The organism is Roseovarius sp. MMSF_3350 (assembly GCF_030733425.1).
In the GTDB taxonomy this organism is placed as follows: Bacteria; Pseudomonadota; Alphaproteobacteria; order Rhodobacterales; family Rhodobacteraceae; genus Roseovarius.
In genome coordinates this window covers 189,708-206,050 of record NZ_JASHIZ010000003.1, presented here as the reverse complement: position 1 = coordinate 206,050, position 16,343 = coordinate 189,708, and the positions used below count along the sequence as shown (strand labels likewise).

Annotated in this window: 19 protein-coding genes; 14 read left to right on the top strand and 5 right to left on the bottom strand. The window is 64.2% G+C overall.

Annotation, left to right across the window (positions count from 1 at the left end):
- Positions 1 to 24: 24 nt before the first annotated feature.
- Entirely contained in the window at positions 25 to 1,041 is a 1,017-nt protein-coding gene (locus RBB31_RS05115; protein ID WP_306128183.1) for a TraB/GumN family protein, read from the bottom strand.
- 220 nt (positions 1,042 to 1,261) lie between these two features.
- On the opposite strand from RBB31_RS05115, the gene groES reads away from it, so the two are divergent.
- The 3 genes from groES to RBB31_RS05100 all read left to right on the top strand — a co-directional run bounded on the left by groES (position 1,262) and on the right by RBB31_RS05100 (position 4,861).
- Positions 1,262 to 1,573, top strand: a complete 312-nt coding sequence (gene groES, locus RBB31_RS05110; protein WP_306128182.1) for a co-chaperone GroES — start codon at positions 1,262 to 1,264, stop codon at positions 1,571 to 1,573.
- 54 nt (positions 1,574 to 1,627) lie between these two features.
- Positions 1,628 to 3,271, top strand: coding sequence for a chaperonin GroEL (gene groL / locus RBB31_RS05105; protein WP_306128181.1), 1,644 nt, complete (start codon positions 1,628 to 1,630; stop codon positions 3,269 to 3,271).
- 471 nt (positions 3,272 to 3,742) lie between these two features.
- Positions 3,743 to 4,861, top strand: coding sequence for an acyltransferase (locus tag RBB31_RS05100; protein ID WP_306128180.1), 1,119 nt, complete (start codon positions 3,743 to 3,745; stop codon positions 4,859 to 4,861).
- A gap of 116 nt (positions 4,862 to 4,977) precedes the next feature.
- Here RBB31_RS05100 and RBB31_RS05095 read toward each other — a convergent pair whose 3' ends face one another.
- Both RBB31_RS05095 and RBB31_RS05090 read right to left on the bottom strand, forming a co-directional pair.
- Positions 4,978 to 5,622, bottom strand: a complete 645-nt coding sequence (locus RBB31_RS05095; RefSeq protein ID WP_306128179.1) for a hypothetical protein — start codon at positions 5,620 to 5,622, stop codon at positions 4,978 to 4,980.
- A 196-nt stretch (positions 5,623 to 5,818) separates the two neighbouring features.
- Positions 5,819 to 6,310: a flavin reductase family protein gene (locus RBB31_RS05090; protein ID WP_306128178.1), complete on the bottom strand. Its 492-nt coding sequence runs from the start codon at positions 6,308 to 6,310 to the stop codon at positions 5,819 to 5,821.
- A 135-nt stretch (positions 6,311 to 6,445) separates the two neighbouring features.
- On the opposite strand from RBB31_RS05090, the gene RBB31_RS05085 reads away from it, so the two are divergent.
- Positions 6,446 to 7,336 (top strand): glycosyltransferase family 10 domain-containing protein, encoded by an 891-nt coding sequence (locus tag RBB31_RS05085; protein WP_306128177.1) that lies wholly within the window; start codon positions 6,446 to 6,448, stop codon positions 7,334 to 7,336.
- On the opposite strand, the gene RBB31_RS05080 is transcribed toward RBB31_RS05085, so the two are convergent.
- Complete coding sequence (locus RBB31_RS05080) at positions 7,279 to 7,923, bottom strand: hypothetical protein (protein ID WP_306128176.1); 645 nt, start codon at positions 7,921 to 7,923, stop codon at positions 7,279 to 7,281. The genes RBB31_RS05085 and RBB31_RS05080 overlap by 58 nt on opposite strands.
- Positions 7,924 to 8,172: 249 nt before the next feature.
- Here RBB31_RS05080 and RBB31_RS05075 point away from each other — a divergent pair, with 249 nt between their 5' ends.
- From RBB31_RS05075 to RBB31_RS05065, 3 genes are all read left to right on the top strand, one after another.
- The gene (locus RBB31_RS05075; protein ID WP_306128175.1) at positions 8,173 to 9,405 is read left to right on the top strand and encodes an MFS transporter; all 1,233 of its coding nucleotides are present in this window, start codon (positions 8,173 to 8,175) and stop codon (positions 9,403 to 9,405) included.
- Positions 9,406 to 9,424: 19 nt separating this feature from the next.
- On the top strand, positions 9,425 to 10,300 hold the full coding sequence (locus RBB31_RS05070; protein WP_306128174.1) for a 50S ribosomal protein L11 methyltransferase: 876 nt from the start codon (positions 9,425 to 9,427) through the stop codon (positions 10,298 to 10,300).
- A 114-nt stretch (positions 10,301 to 10,414) separates the two neighbouring features.
- The gene (locus RBB31_RS05065; RefSeq protein WP_306128173.1) at positions 10,415 to 10,768 is read left to right on the top strand and encodes a hypothetical protein; all 354 of its coding nucleotides are present in this window, start codon (positions 10,415 to 10,417) and stop codon (positions 10,766 to 10,768) included.
- A 133-nt stretch (positions 10,769 to 10,901) separates the two neighbouring features.
- Here the strand turns inward: RBB31_RS05065 and RBB31_RS05060 are convergent, their stop codons facing one another.
- Positions 10,902 to 11,093 (bottom strand): DUF1127 domain-containing protein, encoded by a 192-nt coding sequence (locus RBB31_RS05060; protein WP_306128172.1) that lies wholly within the window; start codon positions 11,091 to 11,093, stop codon positions 10,902 to 10,904.
- 305 nt (positions 11,094 to 11,398) lie between these two features.
- Between RBB31_RS05060 and ruvC the strand changes: the two genes are divergently transcribed.
- The 7 genes from ruvC to tolQ all read left to right on the top strand — a co-directional run bounded on the left by ruvC (position 11,399) and on the right by tolQ (position 16,250).
- Positions 11,399 to 11,893 carry a crossover junction endodeoxyribonuclease RuvC gene (gene ruvC / locus RBB31_RS05055; RefSeq protein ID WP_306128269.1) on the top strand — a complete coding sequence of 165 codons (495 nt, stop codon included), beginning with the start codon at positions 11,399 to 11,401 and terminating at the stop codon, positions 11,891 to 11,893.
- Positions 11,890 to 12,561 (top strand): Holliday junction branch migration protein RuvA, encoded by a 672-nt coding sequence (gene ruvA / locus RBB31_RS05050; RefSeq protein ID WP_306128171.1) that lies wholly within the window; start codon positions 11,890 to 11,892, stop codon positions 12,559 to 12,561. Before ruvC ends, ruvA begins: the two co-directional genes overlap by 4 nt.
- A 58-nt stretch (positions 12,562 to 12,619) precedes the next feature.
- Positions 12,620 to 13,648 (top strand): Holliday junction branch migration DNA helicase RuvB, encoded by a 1,029-nt coding sequence (gene ruvB / locus RBB31_RS05045; RefSeq protein ID WP_306128170.1) that lies wholly within the window; start codon positions 12,620 to 12,622, stop codon positions 13,646 to 13,648.
- 95 nt (positions 13,649 to 13,743) lie between these two features.
- On the top strand, positions 13,744 to 14,379 hold the full coding sequence (locus tag RBB31_RS05040; RefSeq protein WP_306128169.1) for a hypothetical protein: 636 nt from the start codon (positions 13,744 to 13,746) through the stop codon (positions 14,377 to 14,379).
- Positions 14,380 to 14,394: 15 nt separating this feature from the next.
- Complete coding sequence (gene thpR / locus RBB31_RS05035; protein WP_306128168.1) at positions 14,395 to 14,931, top strand: RNA 2',3'-cyclic phosphodiesterase; 537 nt, start codon at positions 14,395 to 14,397, stop codon at positions 14,929 to 14,931.
- 117 nt (positions 14,932 to 15,048) lie between these two features.
- On the top strand, positions 15,049 to 15,438 hold the full coding sequence (ybgC, locus tag RBB31_RS05030) for a tol-pal system-associated acyl-CoA thioesterase (protein WP_306128167.1): 390 nt from the start codon (positions 15,049 to 15,051) through the stop codon (positions 15,436 to 15,438).
- Between the two features lie 116 nt (positions 15,439 to 15,554).
- Positions 15,555 to 16,250 carry a protein TolQ gene (gene tolQ / locus RBB31_RS05025; protein WP_306128166.1) on the top strand — a complete coding sequence of 232 codons (696 nt, stop codon included), beginning with the start codon at positions 15,555 to 15,557 and terminating at the stop codon, positions 16,248 to 16,250.
- The last annotated feature ends 93 nt before the right edge of the window (positions 16,251 to 16,343 follow it).

The window sequence follows — 16,343 nt, the reverse complement described above, 5'->3', positions numbered from 1 at the left end:
GGGCGCGCGGGCGGGGCGGTGGCGTCAGAGGTCCACGCGGGTGACGGTGTAGCCCTTGTCCTCGAGCAGCTTGAGGATGCCGACCTCGCCGGGCAGATGCCCGGCGCCGACGGCGATGAGCACATGGTCGCCCGGCGCGACCTCATCCTCCAGCCGGTCGATCCAGCCAAGGTTGCGTTTTTCCAGCAGCAGGTCCTCGACCATGGCGAAACCTTCGGCTCCGGCCTCGCCGCCGTATTCCTCGGAGACGTAGCGCGAGAAGACCAGCGTCAGCGCGATCTCTTCGCTGAGGTAGCGCTCGCGGATCGTGTAGGACAGGTCGTTCATGTCGCCGGGCCAGGCGAGCGACATGCGGATCATCTCGATCTGGTCGTCCATCGGAAAGCTGTCGAGCAGGGTCAACAGGTCGTCGAAATTCTCGAGCGAACGGGTGGGATTGCCGGCCTCGGCGGCGTGCTCGCCCACCAGCATGTCGATGCCCTTGGCCTCGAACGCGCCGGCCTTGGCCTCGCAGGGGCCGATGCCCAGCATCATTCCGGCCCAGAGCGGCTTGAACTTGGCGGCCATGAAGCCGGGGATCATCCGGGCCTGCATCTCGGCGCGGTAATGCTGCCAGTCTTCTTCGCCCAGAAGGTCGGGCAGGGTGGGGCCCTCGGTGATGAACATCAGCGACGGGTCCTCGGCCATCGCCCGCTGCATCGCCATCTGGTCGTCGTTGGAGACCTCGAGATAGACCTTGTCGGCGGCCTCGACCAGCGGCGCCAGGCGGTCGAGATGGGTCTCGGTCAGGCGATGCTTGAAATGATAGGTGCCGAAAATGTCGATCACCGTGTCGCCGCGCGTGGCCTGCCAGAGCAGACCTTCGGCATGGGGCATGTCGGCGGCCTCGCGCCGCAGTGCCTCGCGCTTGGCGGGGTCCAGCGCCTCGATCAGGTCGGAGCCGCCGCAGGTGTCTCCCGTGGTAGCCTGAGCGGACAAAGGCGTGACGAGGGCCACGGCGACGATCATAGGCGCGAGCAGTGCGGACCAGAGAAATTTCATCCTTCGACCCCTCGTTTTCAGGCTGTGAAACAAGATGTAGAGGGGTGCGGCGCCGGGCGCAACAAACTGCCCGTTCCGGCCCGCGAAATTTTTGCCGAAGGTATGTTGACAGCTTCGTGATCGGTCCTTAGCTATGCGCCGTTAGCACTCGACTACGGTGAGTGATAACGGTCCCCGCAGGGGGGCATGAGGGAAACTTGATAGCCAAGGAGCAAAAGCTATGGCATTCAAACCGCTGCATGACCGCGTGCTTGTACGCCGCGTTGAGAGCGAAGAAAAAACCGCTGGTGGGCTGATTATCCCCGACAGTGCCAAGGAAAAACCCAGCGAAGGTGAAGTCGTTGCTGTTGGCGATGGCGCCCGCAAGGATAGCGGCGAGCTGATCGAGATGGCCGTCTCGGTCGGGGATCGCATCCTGTTCGGCAAATGGTCGGGCACGGAAATCACGATCGACGGCGAAGAGCTGCTGATCATGAAGGAAAGCGACATCCTGGGTGTGATGACGGACAAGAAGGCGGCGAAAGCGGCCTGAACGCCCCGGATCATCTCCACATCTGAAAATCCAAATACATCAGGAGCGACTTAAATGTCTGCAAAAGACGTGAAATTCGATACCGATGCCCGCAACAAGATGCTGCGCGGCGTCAACGTCCTGGCCGATGCGGTCAAGGTGACCCTTGGCCCGAAAGGCCGTAACGTGGTACTGGACAAATCCTTCGGCGCGCCGCGCATCACCAAGGACGGTGTGTCGGTTGCCAAGGAAATCGAACTGGAAGACAAGTTCGAGAACATGGGCGCGCAAATGGTGAAGGAAGTCGCCAGCCGCACCAATGACGAAGCCGGCGACGGCACCACCACCGCGACCGTCCTGGCCCAGGCCATCGTCAAGGAAGGCATGAAGGCCGTCGCGGCCGGCATGAACCCGATGGATCTCAAGCGCGGCATCGACCTGGCCACCACCAAGGTCGTGGAAGCCATCAAGAACGCCGCACGCGAAGTCAACGATTCGAGCGAAGTCGCACAGGTCGGCACCGTGTCGGCCAATGGCGAAGCCGAGATCGGCCAGATGATCGCGGACGCGATGCAGAAGGTCGGCAACGAAGGCGTCATCACCGTCGAGGAAAACAAGGGCCTCGTCACCGAGACCGACGTCGTCGAGGGCATGCAGTTCGACCGTGGCTATCTCAGCCCCTACTTCGTGACCAACGCCGACAAGATGACCACCGAGCTGGAAGACTGCATGATCCTGCTGCACGAGAAGAAACTCTCGTCGCTGCAGCCGATGGTGCCGCTGCTGGAATCGGTGATCCAGTCGCAGAAACCCCTGCTGATCATCGCCGAGGACGTGGAAGGCGAAGCGCTGGCGACCCTCGTGGTCAACAAGCTGCGCGGTGGCCTGAAGATCGCCGCCGTGAAGGCGCCGGGCTTTGGTGACCGTCGCAAGGCCATGCTGCAGGACATCGCGATCCTGACCGGCGGCCAGGTCATCTCGGAAGATCTGGGCATGAAGCTGGAAAGCGTCACGATGGACATGCTTGGCCAGGCCAAGAAGGTTCAGATCACCAAGGACGAAACCACCATCGTCGACGGTGCGGGCGAGAAGGCCGAGATCGAAGCGCGGGTCAGCCAGATTCGTCAGCAGATCGAGGACACCACCAGCGACTACGACCGCGAGAAGCTGCAAGAGCGCGTGGCCAAGCTGGCCGGCGGCGTTGCCGTCATCCGCGTGGGCGGCATGACCGAGGTCGAAGTGAAAGAGCGCAAGGACCGCGTCGATGACGCGCTGAACGCGACCCGTGCGGCCGTTCAGGAAGGTATCGTTGTGGGCGGCGGTGTTGCCCTGGTTCAGGGTGCCAAGGCTCTGGACGGGCTGGAAGGCGCCAACAGCGACCAGAACAACGGCATCGCCATCGTGCGCCGCGCGCTGGAAGCGCCGCTGCGTCAGATCGCCGAGAACGCCGGTGTGGACGGCTCGGTCGTCGCGGGCAAGATCCGTGAATCCGAAGACCCGAAATTCGGCTTCAACGCGCAGACCGAAGAATATGGCGACATGTTCAAATACGGTGTGATCGACCCGGCGAAGGTCGTGCGCACGGCTCTGGAAGACGCGGCCTCGATCGCTGGCCTGCTGATCACGACGGAGGCGATGGTAGCCGATAAACCGCAAAAGGAGGGCGCAGCCGCGGGCGGCGGCATGCCTGACATGGGCGGAATGGGCGGCATGATGTAAGGTTTTCGCATCCGCGAAAACCGTTGCCCGGCGGGCGTTTGACACAGCTCAGATGTCCGGCGGGTGCCGCAAGAATACGGCAGAGGGCCGTCCCGGTGGGGCGGCCCTCTTGCGTGTGTGTTGATCGCGGTCGGGGCGGTCGCGATCGCCAAAAGGGCGCTCGTCCGCTTGGAGCCCTTTCGGAGCGCCACTCACGGAAATTCTCACCTCCGATTGCGGGAGCGCGAACGACCGTTCTCGGCGCGGAGATGTGAACCATTCAAGATTTTGCACAGTTTTTGTTGTCCTCCTCTGCCAGTGCGCCAGGCTTTCGCCAAGACGATCATTGTTTTCTCGAGCTCGACGAATTCCTGGCGCGGCGCGTGAATTGACTTTTGCAATATGTACGAGCCACACTAGCATCGTGTTTTTGAGTAAGGGTTTATTGATGTCTGAGCCAGTAACGCCGCGTCGGTTGCGTAGTAGATCATTATGAGCGGCAACCTGAACGCTGGCCTCGACAGGCATCTCTACGGTCTCGATATCATAAGGTTCATCGCGGCCGTTCTTGTAGTCTATTTCCATTTCGGGTTGTTCAGTGACTCCCAACCGGCCTTTCCTGCGGCGCAACAAGCCCGCCCTTGGCCATGGATGGATCAATTCACCGGCCACGGGTGGGTCGGCGTTCAAGTCTTCTTTGTCATCTCCGGGTTTGTCATCGTCGCCAGCGCTGACCGGTCCGCACCAGGCGAATTCCTGAAACGCCGTGCGGTCCGAATTCTTCCAGCGCTCTGGATCTACACGATCATTGCCTTCGCGGTGAGGTATTTGGCAGGCGAGCCGCTATCGCTCCTGCTCGACTCTTTTTTCAGGTCGGTCATCCTGTTTCCGATCGGTCCCTATATCGACGGGGTTATCTGGACACTTGTCGTAGAAGCCGTTTTCTACTCCCTGATCGCCTTGCTTCTTGCTGTCCGGTCACGAAGGCCCAACCTCGACATTTTCCAAGCTTGTGCGATTGCCCTTGGCCTTGTCAGCACGTCCTTCTTGCTTGTCTCGGGCATTGTTACCCTGATGGAGCCCACGGGCAATCCGGAAAGGCTACAGAGCCTGCTGGATAGGTACTTTTTCAGTGTCATCCTGCTTCGCCATGGCGTTTTCTTTGCAATTGGCATGCTTCTGTGGAGAAGCGAAAAGGACGGGTACAACACCCTGCGAAGCTCCCTGTTGTCGCTCTACGTCGGAGCAGCGGTGCTCCAAATCGTCCTTCAAGCGGAAGGGCATAATCCGTTTGCGCCGGTGACTGTCTGGGGCGGACTGCTCGCTTTCTTCGTGTTCAGCCTGCGGCACAACCGCACCGTGCGGAAAGCCGGCTCGCCGTCACTTCTGCGGAACCTCGGCAACTTGTCCTACCCTATCTATCTCGGTCACTTCGTGATCGGGATGCATCTGATCCCAACCCTGAGAGAGTACGTTCGTCAGGACCTTTTGCTTTTGTTGATTGCGTCCGTCATCGTGTTCGGGTTGGCTTGGGCCGTCATGGTCGGACCGGAGCGCCTTTTGCGCACGTCGATCAAGGCTCGCCTGGTCGGGTTCCGCGCCGCACGTTAGAAATTCGTGGCTTGTCTGGCAACGTGCTGCACGCAGTCTCGTGCGTGGCGCTTCAACACATCTGGCAAGGATCTTGTCCCGGTGGGGCGGCCTTTTTTTGTTCTTTCGGGAGGCGGTCAGGGCCGCGGGGTGGGCATACCGGGAAGGTGCGGGTTTTTACCCACCGGTCGCGAAGTGATGCGCCGGGGATACGCGGTGAAAAGGCTCGGCCTGGGGCGGGGGGTGGTCACGCGCAGCACCGGTTCCTGGCCGGCGGGCGCGGTGTCGTTGTTGAGCACCGCGCAAAGCGCCGAATGCACCTCCTCGACCTCGTGCCGGTCGCCCGACAGGGCGATGGCCGGGGCGTCCTTGCCCGCCACGCGCACCAACAGGGTGGCCATTCCGCCCGGTTGGGCTGGTCTGCGCAGGTACACGCTTTCGACCGTGCCGAGGGTGATCTCGCGGCGGACGCGGGCGTGGCCGAGCATGTTGATCTTGGTCAGCGTCAGGGTGCCGGCGTCGACATCCAGCGTCATGCGGCGGCGAAAGCCGCGCGTGCCATAGGCGAAGACGCAAAGCCCGCTGGCGGCGATGACCGACGCGGCCAGGCCGAAGGATTCGAGCCGCCCGGTATCGGGGTCGACCGGCAGAAAGAACCACATGATGATCGAGCCCATGACCATGAGGGTGCCCGCGATGCGCAGCACCATCTCTGTCAGTGCCTCGAGCCGGAACCGCTCGGACCGCTCCCCGGCCACCAGACCTCGGGCGGTGGCTTGCATGTCGACGGTGTGGCAGCCTGCTTTTCTGTTTGCCTCAAGATAGGCCATTTCCTGGTTCCTTCTCGCTGTTGTTGAGAAAGCGTTAAAAATGAATCCGGGCCAGAATGCGGCTTCTGCGCAGCAAGACGGTGCCAAAAGCGGGGTATTTCTCGTGCAGGTTGTGGTGAGGCGGCGGACGGACCGGACCTCCGTGGCGTCAGACGCGGGCCTTGGGGCGCACGATATGAAAGCTACCGCTCATGTAGGTGAGCGGCTTTTCCCCGGCGTCGGAAATGCCGGTGACGTCACCGATGCAGATGGCGTGACTGCCATGCACGTGCCGGTGCGTGAGCGTGCAGGAAAAGGCGGTTGCGCGGGGCAGGAGGGGGCCGAATTCGGTGTCGAACACCTCGATCCCCTCGAACCTGTCGGGGTGATCGGCGTCGAGCAGGCCGGCGAAGCGACGGGCGAGGTCGTCGGCATCCTCGGGCAGGATGTTGACGCAGAAGACGCCGTTGGCCGAGACCGCGCGCGCGATGGTGCTGTCGGCCTTGAGGCACACCAGCAACGATGGCGGGTCGGCGGACAGCGACGTGAACGCGCTGACCGTCGCCCCCGCGCGACCGGCGGGGCCGTCGGTGGTCACGACCGTGACCGTGGCGGCCACCTGTCGCATGGCCCCGATGAAGGCCTCGCGCGCATTTGTCATTGCCATGTCCTTCCGGCGGAACCCGTCCTGTTCCGGGTACCTCTTAAGCTGGCATCCTGAGCGGGGATGTCAATGGCGGGGCGCGGTGTGCCGGGGCGATTGCGCGGGCCCGGGTTTGGCCGTATCAGGGCGGCCATGAACGACAATTTCGATGCCATCGCGATCATGCCTTACGATGTCCGGCCGGGCCTGCGGCCGGGGCGGGTGAAACTGGACGCACTGGCCTGGCCCAGGGGGCGGCCGGACCGGTTGACGGGGGCGGAGAAGACCCTGCGCGACCTGAGACCCGACGATCACCTGGTGGTCTACACGTCGAGCCTGCTGTACCGGCGGCCATGGCTGGGTACGCCGGCCAAGGTTTCGGTGATGGTGCTGGAGCCCGAGGCCATTCACGGCGATCACATGCAAAAGCTGCGGCGGCAGTATGCGCGGTTTCACAAGGTGCTGTGTTCCAATGCCGACCTGCTGGCGGCGATACCCAACGGTGTGCTGTTTCCGCTGGGATGTACGTGGGTCGGGGACTGGACGGCATTGGACCTGACAAAGACCAGGGCGTGCAGCCTGATCGCCTCGGCCAAGCGGTCGCAGGAGGGGCACGCGCTGCGCCACAGGGTGGCGGATTTCGCGCGCGCCGAGGGGCTGGACGTGGACGTGATGGGCGGCGGGTACCAGCCCTTCGAGCACAAGGCGGACGGGCTGGCGCCCTACCGGTTTTCGCTGGTGATCGAGAACGTGCGGGAGATGAACTACTTCACCGAAAAGTTGATCGACGCGGTGCTGTGCAAATGCGTGCCGATCTATTGGGGGTGTCCCAACATCGCGGAGTTCATCGACCCGGCCGGGTTGATCGTCTGCGAGAGCGAGGACGACATGAAGGCTGCCCTGACGGACCTGTCGGAGGCGCGGTATGCCGCGCTGTTGCCCAAGCTGGAGGCGGCGATCCCGCAGGCGGAAGTCTATGCCGAGTTCTACGAGCGGGCGGCACGGGCGGTGCTGGGCGAGGGGCGCTCGGGCCAGATGCCATAGAGGGCATGAAGCCGTGCCGCAGCGGCGCGGTTCGCGGTGTCGCGGGCGGTGGTATCCTGGAGGGCGTGGGCATCGTCATAGGCCGAGCGCATGTGCTGGCGGGCCTTGGGGCGGGCGCGCACGGGGATACCCTGCCGCGCCAGCTGCCCCGAAAGCCAGATGTCATCGACGGGGCGCGCCTCGGACGGCGGGTCCATGTCGGGCGCGGCCAGCCAGGCGGGGCGGATGCAGACGCCCGCAAACCCCTGGGCGATGTCGGTGCCGGTGCCCACGCGGCCAAGGCGGGCGATGTCCCAGGACTGGCCGGTGGTGGCCTCTTCGCCTTTGGTCAGCAGCTGCGCGGCCCAATCGGGCGCGTAAAGCCAGTCGTCATCGCAATAGATCAGACGCAGATCCGTGTCGGCAAGGGCACGGGCGGCGGGCAGGGCCTTGGTGGCGGGGCCGAAGTCGGTATCGCTGCGCAACAGGGTGACGCCGTCCGGCAAAGGCGGTGGCGTGACGGGGCCGGGAAAGCGGTTGTACTGCGTGGGCAGGGTAAGGATGACCTGCGCCGGGGCGGGACGCTGCGCCAGCAGTGACGCCAGCACTGGGCCGAGCCGGGAGAAGCGCGGCGGGATGGAAGAGAGGGAAATCGCGTACATCGAGAGGCGGTGAGGTGACCAGACGGCGGAGCTTTGCCATAAATGCGCCGGGGCGGCGCTGGTCCACAAGCAGTTCGGTGATCATCGCGACGACCCGTATGGAGAAAAGCGCGCGGCCGGTGCCGCGTATTTTTGCACATTCGCCTTGCGCCGAGAAGCATGGTCAAAGCCGGAGCTTGAGCGTAAAGCATTTTCATGGCGAGAACATATCCCCTTGAACTGGCGCGCGAGTTGCCGATCTGGCAGCGGCCCGTGGCGCTCTTGTTCCTGATGGCGGCGGCGATGCCGCTGGCCTTTGCGACGTGGTCGGCGCTGCTGAATAACTTCGTCATTGAGGCGGCGGGATTCGACGGGTCCGACATCGGCTGGCTGCATACAGTGCGGGAAATTCCCGGCTTCCTGGCCATCGGGGTAATCGCGATCATCATTTTCATGCGCGAGCAGACGCTGGCGCTGGTGTCGCTGATCCTGCTGGGTGTGGCCACCGCGATGACGGCCTGGTTCCCGTCCTTGGGCGGGATCCTGACGATCACGATGCTGAGTTCGATCGGGTTCCACTATTTCGAGACGGTAAACCAGTCGTTGCAGTTGCAATGGCTGAAGAAGGAGCGCGCGCCGCAGATGCTGGGCTGGCTGCTGGCGGCCGGGTCGGGCACGACGCTGGTGGCCTATGTGCTGATCGTGATGACGTGGGAAACGCTCGATCTGAGCTACAACACCGTCTACATGATCGCGGGCGGGGCGACGGTTCTGATCGCGCTTTTCTGTGTCTTTGCATTTCCGCAGTTCGAGGCGCCCAACCCGCAGATCAAGAAGATGGTGCTGCGGCGGCGCTATTGGCTGTATTATGCGCTGCAATTCATGTCGGGCGCGCGGCGGCAGATCTTCATCGTCTTCGCGGGCTTCATGATGGTCGAGAAGTTCGGCTTCGAGGTGCACGAGGTCACGGCGCTTTACCTGATCAACCTCGTGGCCAACATGCTGTTCGCGCCTTTGATGGGCGGCGCAGTGCACGTGTTCGGGGAGCGGGCGACGCTGTTGTTCGAATACGCGGGGCTGGCGCTGGTCTTCCTGCTTTATGGCGGCTTGTATTTCTTCGGCTGGGGCGTGGTGCTGGCGGCGGCGCTGTACGTGGTGGACCATTTGCTGTTCGCGCTGGCGCTGGCGCTGAAGACCTATTTCCAGAAGATCGCCGATCCGGGGGATATCGCCCCCACCGCAGCGGTGGCGTTCACCATCAACCATATCGCCGCCGTGTTCCTGCCCGCTGCGCTGGGTTATCTGTGGTTGGTCTCGCCGGTGGCGGTGTTCGTGATGGCCGCCGCGATGGCGGGCGTGTCATTTATCCTTGCGATGCTTATTCCCCGTCACCCCGAACCGGGGTATGAGACGATCCTGACCGCCCGGGCGCCCGCCCCGGCGGAGTGATCTGTCCAAGGGAGGCCGCATGCCCACGTTCACCGCTTTGACTACCCTGCCCGGCAAATCCCAGGCGGAAGCGCTGGGTGAGGCGCTGGAACGTCTGACGCCGGAACCCACGGGCGTGGGCGTGTTCGAGCTGGAGGACGGCTCGGGCCTGTGGGAAGTGGGCGGCTATTTCGAGGATGCGCCGGATGCGGCCGGGCTGGCCTTGCTGGCGTCGCTGCACGGGGCGAAGGATTTCACTGTGTCCGAACTGCCCGAGACGGACTGGGTCGCCAAGGTGAAGCGGGAACTGACGCCGGTGGTGGCGGGGCGGTTCTTTGTCTACGGCAGCCACGATGCCGACAAGGTGCCCGAGGATGCGCTGCCGCTGTTGATCGAGGCGTCGATGGCATTCGGCACCGGGCATCACGGCACGACGCTGGGCTGTCTGAAGGCGCTGGACCGGCTGAACGCCGCGGAAGGCCCGCAGAAGAGCGTGCTGGACCTTGGCTGCGGCACCGCCGTGCTGGCCATGGCGGCGGCGCGGGTCTGGCCCGAGGCGACGATCCTGGCCAGCGACATCGACGCGGTGGCGGTCGAGGTGGCGGAGGTCAACGTGGCGGCCAATGACCTGGTGGGCCGGGTGAAATGCCTCGAGGCCGAAGGGCTGGAGCATCCGGGCATCGCCGGGGCCGCGCCGTTCGACCTGGTGTTCGCGAATATCCTGAAAGCGCCCCTGATCGCGCTGGCGCCGCGAATCACCCAGGCGCTGAAGCCCCGGGGATTCGTGATCCTGTCGGGCATTCTGAACGAACAGGCGGATGAGGTCGTCGAGGTTTATTCACAGTGCGGAAACAGTGTCATATCCCGCGACCAGATTGGTGAGTGGACCACGATAATGACCTGCAAAAGTGTTTGAAAAGGCTTTTAAAAACAGCGTTTTTAAGGCGTAGGCCCCACTTTTGCCACATTTGAAACCTAGTTTTTTCAATAAGGGCCGGGGATCAGTTGAACAGAATTTAGGACCGCTGCCATGACCAATGCGACCAACACCCATCAGGGCTTTGATGCCCGCCTGAAAAAGATCGACCGCAACCGCGCCCGCCTCGCCAACGGCTATTCGGCCAAGGTGACGCGCGACGGGCTGATCGTCTTTCGCCCCAAGCGCCGCGCACAGGGCTTTTCGGTGCGCGGTCTGGTGTTCCTGGTTCTGGGCGCGTTTCTGTTCAAGGCGATGATCCTGGCGCATCTGGGCGGCACCACCTATGACCTGCGGGTCGAGGCGCTCAGATCCGGCACGGTGGTGGAACAGGCCGGCGCGTTCGTGATGCAGCGGGACCAGGTCACCAACGTGATCGCGCAATACCTGCGCCCCTTCGTGAAATAGATATCCTTTCAGACCAAAGGCCTCTCAGCCCTCCAAAGACCTCTCTGAATGAAAAAGCCCTGCACGCTGGTCACGTGCAGGGCTTTTTGCTGTCCGGCGCAGGGAGAGGACGCCGGGCGGGCGGGATCCGCGCTTAGCGGATCGCGCGTTCGATGTCGCCGCGCGACAGGCCGATATCGTCAAGCTCGCGGTCCGACAGGCGGCTCAGCGCGTTGCGGGTGACGCGGGCGTCGTTCCAGGCGGAAACGGCGGCGAAGATGCGCACGAAGAGGGAGCCGAAATGGGCGCCGTGATGCATGCTGCGGGTGTTGTCGATTGAAGCCATTTTGATGGTCCTTGATAAAAGTCGGTTTGTTTCTTGTTCTGAGGCTGGAGTTAGGGGGTTCGGCGGAGTCGGACAACACGCATTTTCCGCATAGTCACTATGCAGGCGCTGCATGGGTCTTTTTCTGTTAACATGATGTTAATGCTGTATTTTTGACGATTACATATTGTGCGGAGGGGGCTGGCACGGTGTGATCTGCGTGTCGCGCATGGGCCGCGGCGGCCGCCTGACCACTGGAAGTGCTTGGCGTTTGTTCCCCTTTCGTGCTAGAGCGTTGGCAAAACAACGAAGGGCGGGCAGTGCAGATGCGGGTCATCGGGATCGATCCGGGCCTACGCAACCTCGGGTGGGGCGTGATCGACATGGAGGGCAGCCGCCTGACCCATGTGGCGAACGGGGTTTGTCACGGGGCAGGGGGCACGCTGGCGGCGCGGCTGTTGGCGTTGCACGGTCAACTTTCGGATATCATTGGACTATACGCGCCCTGCGCGGCGGCGGTGGAGCAGACCTTCGTCAACAAGGACGGGGCCGGCACGCTGAAACTGGGTCAGGCGCGGGGCATCGCCCTGCTGGTGCCGGCGCAGTTCGGGCTGGAGGTGGGCGAGTACGCGCCCAACACGGTAAAGAAGACGGTGGTGGGCGTGGGCCATGCCGGCAAGGACCAGGTGGCGCATATGGTGCGCGTGCAGCTGCCGGGGGTCGAACTGGCCGGGGCGGATGCCGCCGACGCGCTGGCGATTGCCATCTGCCACGCGCATCATGGGCCCGCGCGGATGCTGAAAGAGAAGGTGCGGGCATGATCGGGCGGATCGCGGGCCGTATTGATTATCGCGCCGCCGATCATGTTCTGATTGATGTGAAGGGGGTCGGGTATCTCGTCTATTGCTCGGACCGGACGCTGGCGGCGCTGCCGGGAGCGGGGGAGCATGTGGCGCTTTATACCGACCTGCTGGTGCGCGAGGACCTGTTGCAGCTTTATGGCTTCACCTCGCTGGTGGAGAAGGAGTGGCACCGCCTGCTGATGAGCGTGCAGGGGATCGGGGCGAAGGCGTCGCTGGCGATTCTGGGCACGCTGGGACCGGACGGCGTGGGGCGCGCGATTGCCTTGGGCGACGTGAACGCGGTGAAGGCGGCCAAGGGGATCGGCCCCAAGACGGCGCAGCGCGTTGTGATCGAACTGAAGGACAAGGCGCCGGAGGTGATGGCGATGGGCGCGAGCGCGTCGGTTGCCGCGCCGGAGCCGTTTGAAAGCGACGACGACGTGATCGAGGCACCGGTGGCCAGGACGCCGCCCGTGAAAGCCCCGAGCGGCGCGGCGCAGGCCGAGGCGCTGTCGGCGCTGACGAACCTTGGTTATGGCCCCGGCGAGGCCGCGGGTGCGGTGGCGCAGGCGGCGGGTGAGGTGCCGGAGGCGGCGACGGCGGATCTGATCCGTGCGGCGCTGAAGTTGCTGGCGCCGAAAGGATGATGGGCAGGCGGCGCATCAGGCCTTGCGGCCTGCCTCGCGGACGTGGGACGATTGACGCATGACCGAGCCTGACCCGACCTTGCGCCCCGAGGCGTTGCCCGAGGATGTGGACCGCGCCTTGCGCCCGCAGGCGCTGGCGGATTTCATCGGGCAGGCCGAGGCGCGGGCCAACCTGAAGGTGTTCATCCAGTCCGCCCGGCAGCGGGGCGAGGCGATGGATCACACGCTGTTTCACGGCCCCCCCGGCCTGGGCAAGACGACCTTGGCGCAGATCATGGCGCGCGAGCTGGGCGTGGGGTTTCGGATGACCTCCGGTCCGGTGCTGGCCAAGGCGGGCGACCTTGCGGCGATCCTGACCAACCTGGAGGCCAATGACGTTCTTTTCATCGACGAGATCCACCGGCTGAACCCCGCGGTGGAAGAGGTGCTGTATCCGGCGATGGAGGATTTCGAGCTGGACCTGGTGATCGGCGAGGGACCGGCGGCGCGGACGGTGCGGATCGAGCTGCAACCCTTCACGCTCGTCGGCGCCACGACGCGGCTGGGGCTGTTGACGACGCCCTTGCGCGACCGGTTCGGGATCCCGACGCGGTTGCAGTTCTACACCGAGGACGAGCTGAACGAGATCGTGACGCGCAATGCGCAGAAGCTGGGGGTTCCGGCAGAGGCGCAGGGCGCGCGGGAGATCGCGCGGCGGGCGCGGGGCACGCCACGGGTGGCCGGGCGGCTCTTGCGGCGCGTGGTGGATTTCGCCGTGGTCGAGGGCGACGGGCGGATCACGCAAGCGCTTGCTGACAGCGCGTTGACGCGGCTTGGGGTCGACGCCCTCGGCCTTGACGGGGCCGACCGGCGGTATTTGCGTCTCATTGCCGAGGCCTACCAGGGCGGGCCAGTGGGGATCGAGACGCTGAGTGCGGCGCTGAGCGAGAGCCGCGATGCCCTGGAAGAGGTGATCGAGCCGTTCCTGCTCCAGCAGGGGCTGATCCAGCGCACGCCGAGAGGACGGATGCTGGCTTCGCGGGCCTGGGCGCATCTTGGGATGGCAGCGCCCAAGGCGGCGGGGCAGAGCGATTTGTTCGGCAAGTAGTGCCAGAAGAGTTTCTTGCCTTCGGCGAGGATATTTGTCGCCAGCGGAAGGGGGCTTTGGCTTGCATGGGGCGGCGGCTTTGGTAGGGAGACGGCATGGCTGATCTGATCTCTCCTGAAGACGTCGAGGCGCTGTTCACCCGCGCCGACGGCTCTTACCTCTTTGCCCGCTGGGGGCGGCCCATCGTGCCGGTGGTGTTCGGCACCGACGACAAGACGCTGGAAATCGTCAAGGGCGCGGTGGAGGCCGTGGTGATGATGGCGGGCCACCAGATGGCGGAAACCGACCCGGAGCTGGGCGTGAACCTGATGTTCTTTTTCTTCCGGGAGTGGGACGAGTTGCTGGAGGTACCGGACATGGACCGGATGATCCCAGACCTTGGCCCGCTGGTGGCGCGGCTGAAGGCGGCCGATGCCAACCAGTACCGGATCTTCCGCTTTGACGAGGCAGGCGCGATCAAGGCAAGTTTCGTGTTCCTGCGGATGGATGAGCAACTGTCCCGGGTGCCCGCCGATACGCTGGCGCTGGCGCAGGTGGCGCAGACGATCCTGCTGTGGTCCGACACGGCCTTTACCGACCGCTCGGTGTTGGCGCAGGCGGGCGAGGGGCAGGTGATCCTGCGGCCCGATATCGGCGCGGTGATCCGGGCGGGGTACGATCCGGTCATGCCCGCCGTGGCGCAGGATGCCAGCCACGCGCTGCGCCTCGCGGCGCGGTTGGGGCAGATGTAGCGGCCGGGGCGCGCGATGCGGGCGTTTGTGGGTGTTCCGCTGGAGGATGCGGCCATCGAGGCACTCTTGCCGGTGCAGGAGGCGCTGCGGCAGGGGCGGCTGGTGGACGAGGAGAACCTGCACCTGACGCTAGCTTTCCTTGAAGATCAGCCGGAGGCCGTGCTGGCGGAACTGGACGCGGCGCTGGGAGAGATCCGCGTGCCGTTTTTCGAGATGGAATTCACCGGCGTCGAGGCGAAGGGCGGGCGGCGTCCGGCGCTGGTCTGGGCCGAAGTGGCGAAGGTGGAACCGCTGCGGCAGTTGCACGACAAGGTGCGCGGCGCGGCCCGGCAGGCGGGGATCGACCTGCCGCGCGAGCGGTTTCGCCCGCATGTCACACTGGCGCGGTTCCCAAGGTCGCGGCCGGTGGACATGGGGCGGTTGACCGCGTTCCTTGGCGCTTGCGCCGGGTTTCGCGCGGGGCCGTTCACGGTGGACCGGTTCTGCCTTTACGGCTCGACCCTGACGCCGGACGGGCCGGTCTATGAAGTGTTGGCGGACTACCCGGTTTAGCGGCCTGATCTTCCTCTGGCCAAAAATATCCCGGGGAACGGTGAACCGCAGGTTCGCCGTGGGGCGGAGCCCCTCTTTTGCGTTGCCGTCGCCACCCGCGCGCCTTAGAAGGCGGGTATGGCCCATGCGTTCCCGATCCGCGTCTATTACGAAGATACCGACATGGCCGGGATCGTCTATTATGCCAATTACCTCAAATACATAGAGCGGGCTCGCAGCGACTGGGTGCGAGGACTGGGCATCGACCAGAACGCGATGCGGCGAGACGATGGCGTGGTGTTCGCCGTGCGGCGGGTCGAGGCGGACTATCACCATCCGGCCAAGTTCGATGACGAACTGGTGGTAAACACTACCGTCGTCACGGTCACCGGCGCGCGGCTTGTCATGGAACAGAAGGTCCTGCGCGGCGAGGCACTCGTCTTTTCGGCGCAGGTGACCATCGTGTGCATCAACGACACCGGCCAGCCGGCGCGCCTACCGGCGAATATCCGCCTGATGCTGCACTGATCACCTGCAATTGACCGCGCGGATGCGGTTGAGGTTGGCTTTCCCCTTGGAAATCGTCTAGTTTCACGCTCAATACGGCCAGTCAACAAGGCCCGGACAGGTAAAAGAGCAGGCAGATGGAAGCAGAAACCCTGGCAATGGCACAGGAGATGGATTTCTCGCTGTGGGCGCTATTCGCACGCGCGACGCTGATCGTGAAACTGGTGATGCTGATGCTGATCGTGGCGTCCTTCTGGGCGTGGTCGATCATCATCCAGAAGACGATCACCTATCGCAAGGCCCGCGCCGAGGCGGAGCGGTTCGACCGCCGCTTCTGGTCCGGCGAGCCGCTGGACGAGCTTTTCGACGAAATCGGCCCCGATCCGGACGGGCAATCCGAGAGGGTGTTCGCCGCGGGCATGAGTGAATGGCGGCGGTCGCACCGCACCGACGGGGCGCTGATCGCAGGCGCCACGGCGCGGATCGACCGCAGCATGGACGTGGCGATCGTCAAGGAAAGCGAGAAGCTGCAGAGCGGGCTGACCATCCTGGCCTCGATCGGGTCGGTGTCGCCCTTCGTGGGTCTGTTCGGGACGGTCTGGGGCATCATGAACGCGTTCATCGAGATTGCCGAGCAGCAGAACACCAACCTTGCCGTTGTCGCGCCGGGGATCGCCGAGGCGCTTCTGGCGACGGGCCTGGGCCTGCTGGCGGCCATTCCGGCGGTGGTGTTCTACAACAAGCTGAGTGCGGATGCCGACCGGATCGTGGCCAGTTACGAGGCCTTCGCGGACGAGTTCGCGACCATCCTGAGCCGGCAATTGGACAGCTAGTCATGCGTCGCAAGATTGAATCCCACCCGCGCCCCGAACGCATTTGCGATGCAAACGCTTCCTCGGGTCGCATGCGTGATGCTCTTTTCGGAA

Bases quoted from the DNA above. Each gene is read 5' to 3' on its own strand.
- RBB31_RS05115 (WP_306128183.1), bottom strand. From the start codon at position 1,041: ATGAAATTTCTCTGGTCCGCACTGCTCGCGCCTATGATCGTCGCCGTG.
- RBB31_RS05075 (WP_306128175.1), top strand. From the start codon at position 8,173: ATGGCGAGAACATATCCCCTTGAACTGGCGCGCGAGTTGCCGATCTGG.
- RBB31_RS05040 (WP_306128169.1), top strand. From the start codon at position 13,744: ATGGCTGATCTGATCTCTCCTGAAGACGTCGAGGCGCTGTTCACCCGC.
- groES (WP_306128182.1), top strand. From the start codon at position 1,262: ATGGCATTCAAACCGCTGCATGACCGCGTGCTTGTACGCCGCGTTGAG.
- RBB31_RS05095 (WP_306128179.1), bottom strand. From the start codon at position 5,622: ATGCAAGCCACCGCCCGAGGTCTGGTGGCCGGGGAGCGGTCCGAGCGG.
- ybgC (WP_306128167.1), top strand. From the start codon at position 15,049: ATGGCCCATGCGTTCCCGATCCGCGTCTATTACGAAGATACCGACATG.
- ruvB (WP_306128170.1), top strand. From the start codon at position 12,620: ATGACCGAGCCTGACCCGACCTTGCGCCCCGAGGCGTTGCCCGAGGAT.
- ruvA (WP_306128171.1), top strand. From the start codon at position 11,890: ATGATCGGGCGGATCGCGGGCCGTATTGATTATCGCGCCGCCGATCAT.
- groL (WP_306128181.1), top strand. From the start codon at position 1,628: ATGTCTGCAAAAGACGTGAAATTCGATACCGATGCCCGCAACAAGATG.
- RBB31_RS05065 (WP_306128173.1), top strand. From the start codon at position 10,415: ATGACCAATGCGACCAACACCCATCAGGGCTTTGATGCCCGCCTGAAA.
- RBB31_RS05060 (WP_306128172.1), bottom strand. From the start codon at position 11,093: ATGGCTTCAATCGACAACACCCGCAGCATGCATCACGGCGCCCATTTC.
- ruvC (WP_306128269.1), top strand. From the start codon at position 11,399: ATGCGGGTCATCGGGATCGATCCGGGCCTACGCAACCTCGGGTGGGGC.
- RBB31_RS05090 (WP_306128178.1), bottom strand. From the start codon at position 6,310: ATGACAAATGCGCGCGAGGCCTTCATCGGGGCCATGCGACAGGTGGCC.
- tolQ (WP_306128166.1), top strand. From the start codon at position 15,555: ATGGAAGCAGAAACCCTGGCAATGGCACAGGAGATGGATTTCTCGCTG.
- thpR (WP_306128168.1), top strand. From the start codon at position 14,395: ATGCGGGCGTTTGTGGGTGTTCCGCTGGAGGATGCGGCCATCGAGGCA.
- RBB31_RS05085 (WP_306128177.1), top strand. From the start codon at position 6,446: ATGAACGACAATTTCGATGCCATCGCGATCATGCCTTACGATGTCCGG.
- RBB31_RS05100 (WP_306128180.1), top strand. From the start codon at position 3,743: ATGAGCGGCAACCTGAACGCTGGCCTCGACAGGCATCTCTACGGTCTC.
- RBB31_RS05070 (WP_306128174.1), top strand. From the start codon at position 9,425: ATGCCCACGTTCACCGCTTTGACTACCCTGCCCGGCAAATCCCAGGCG.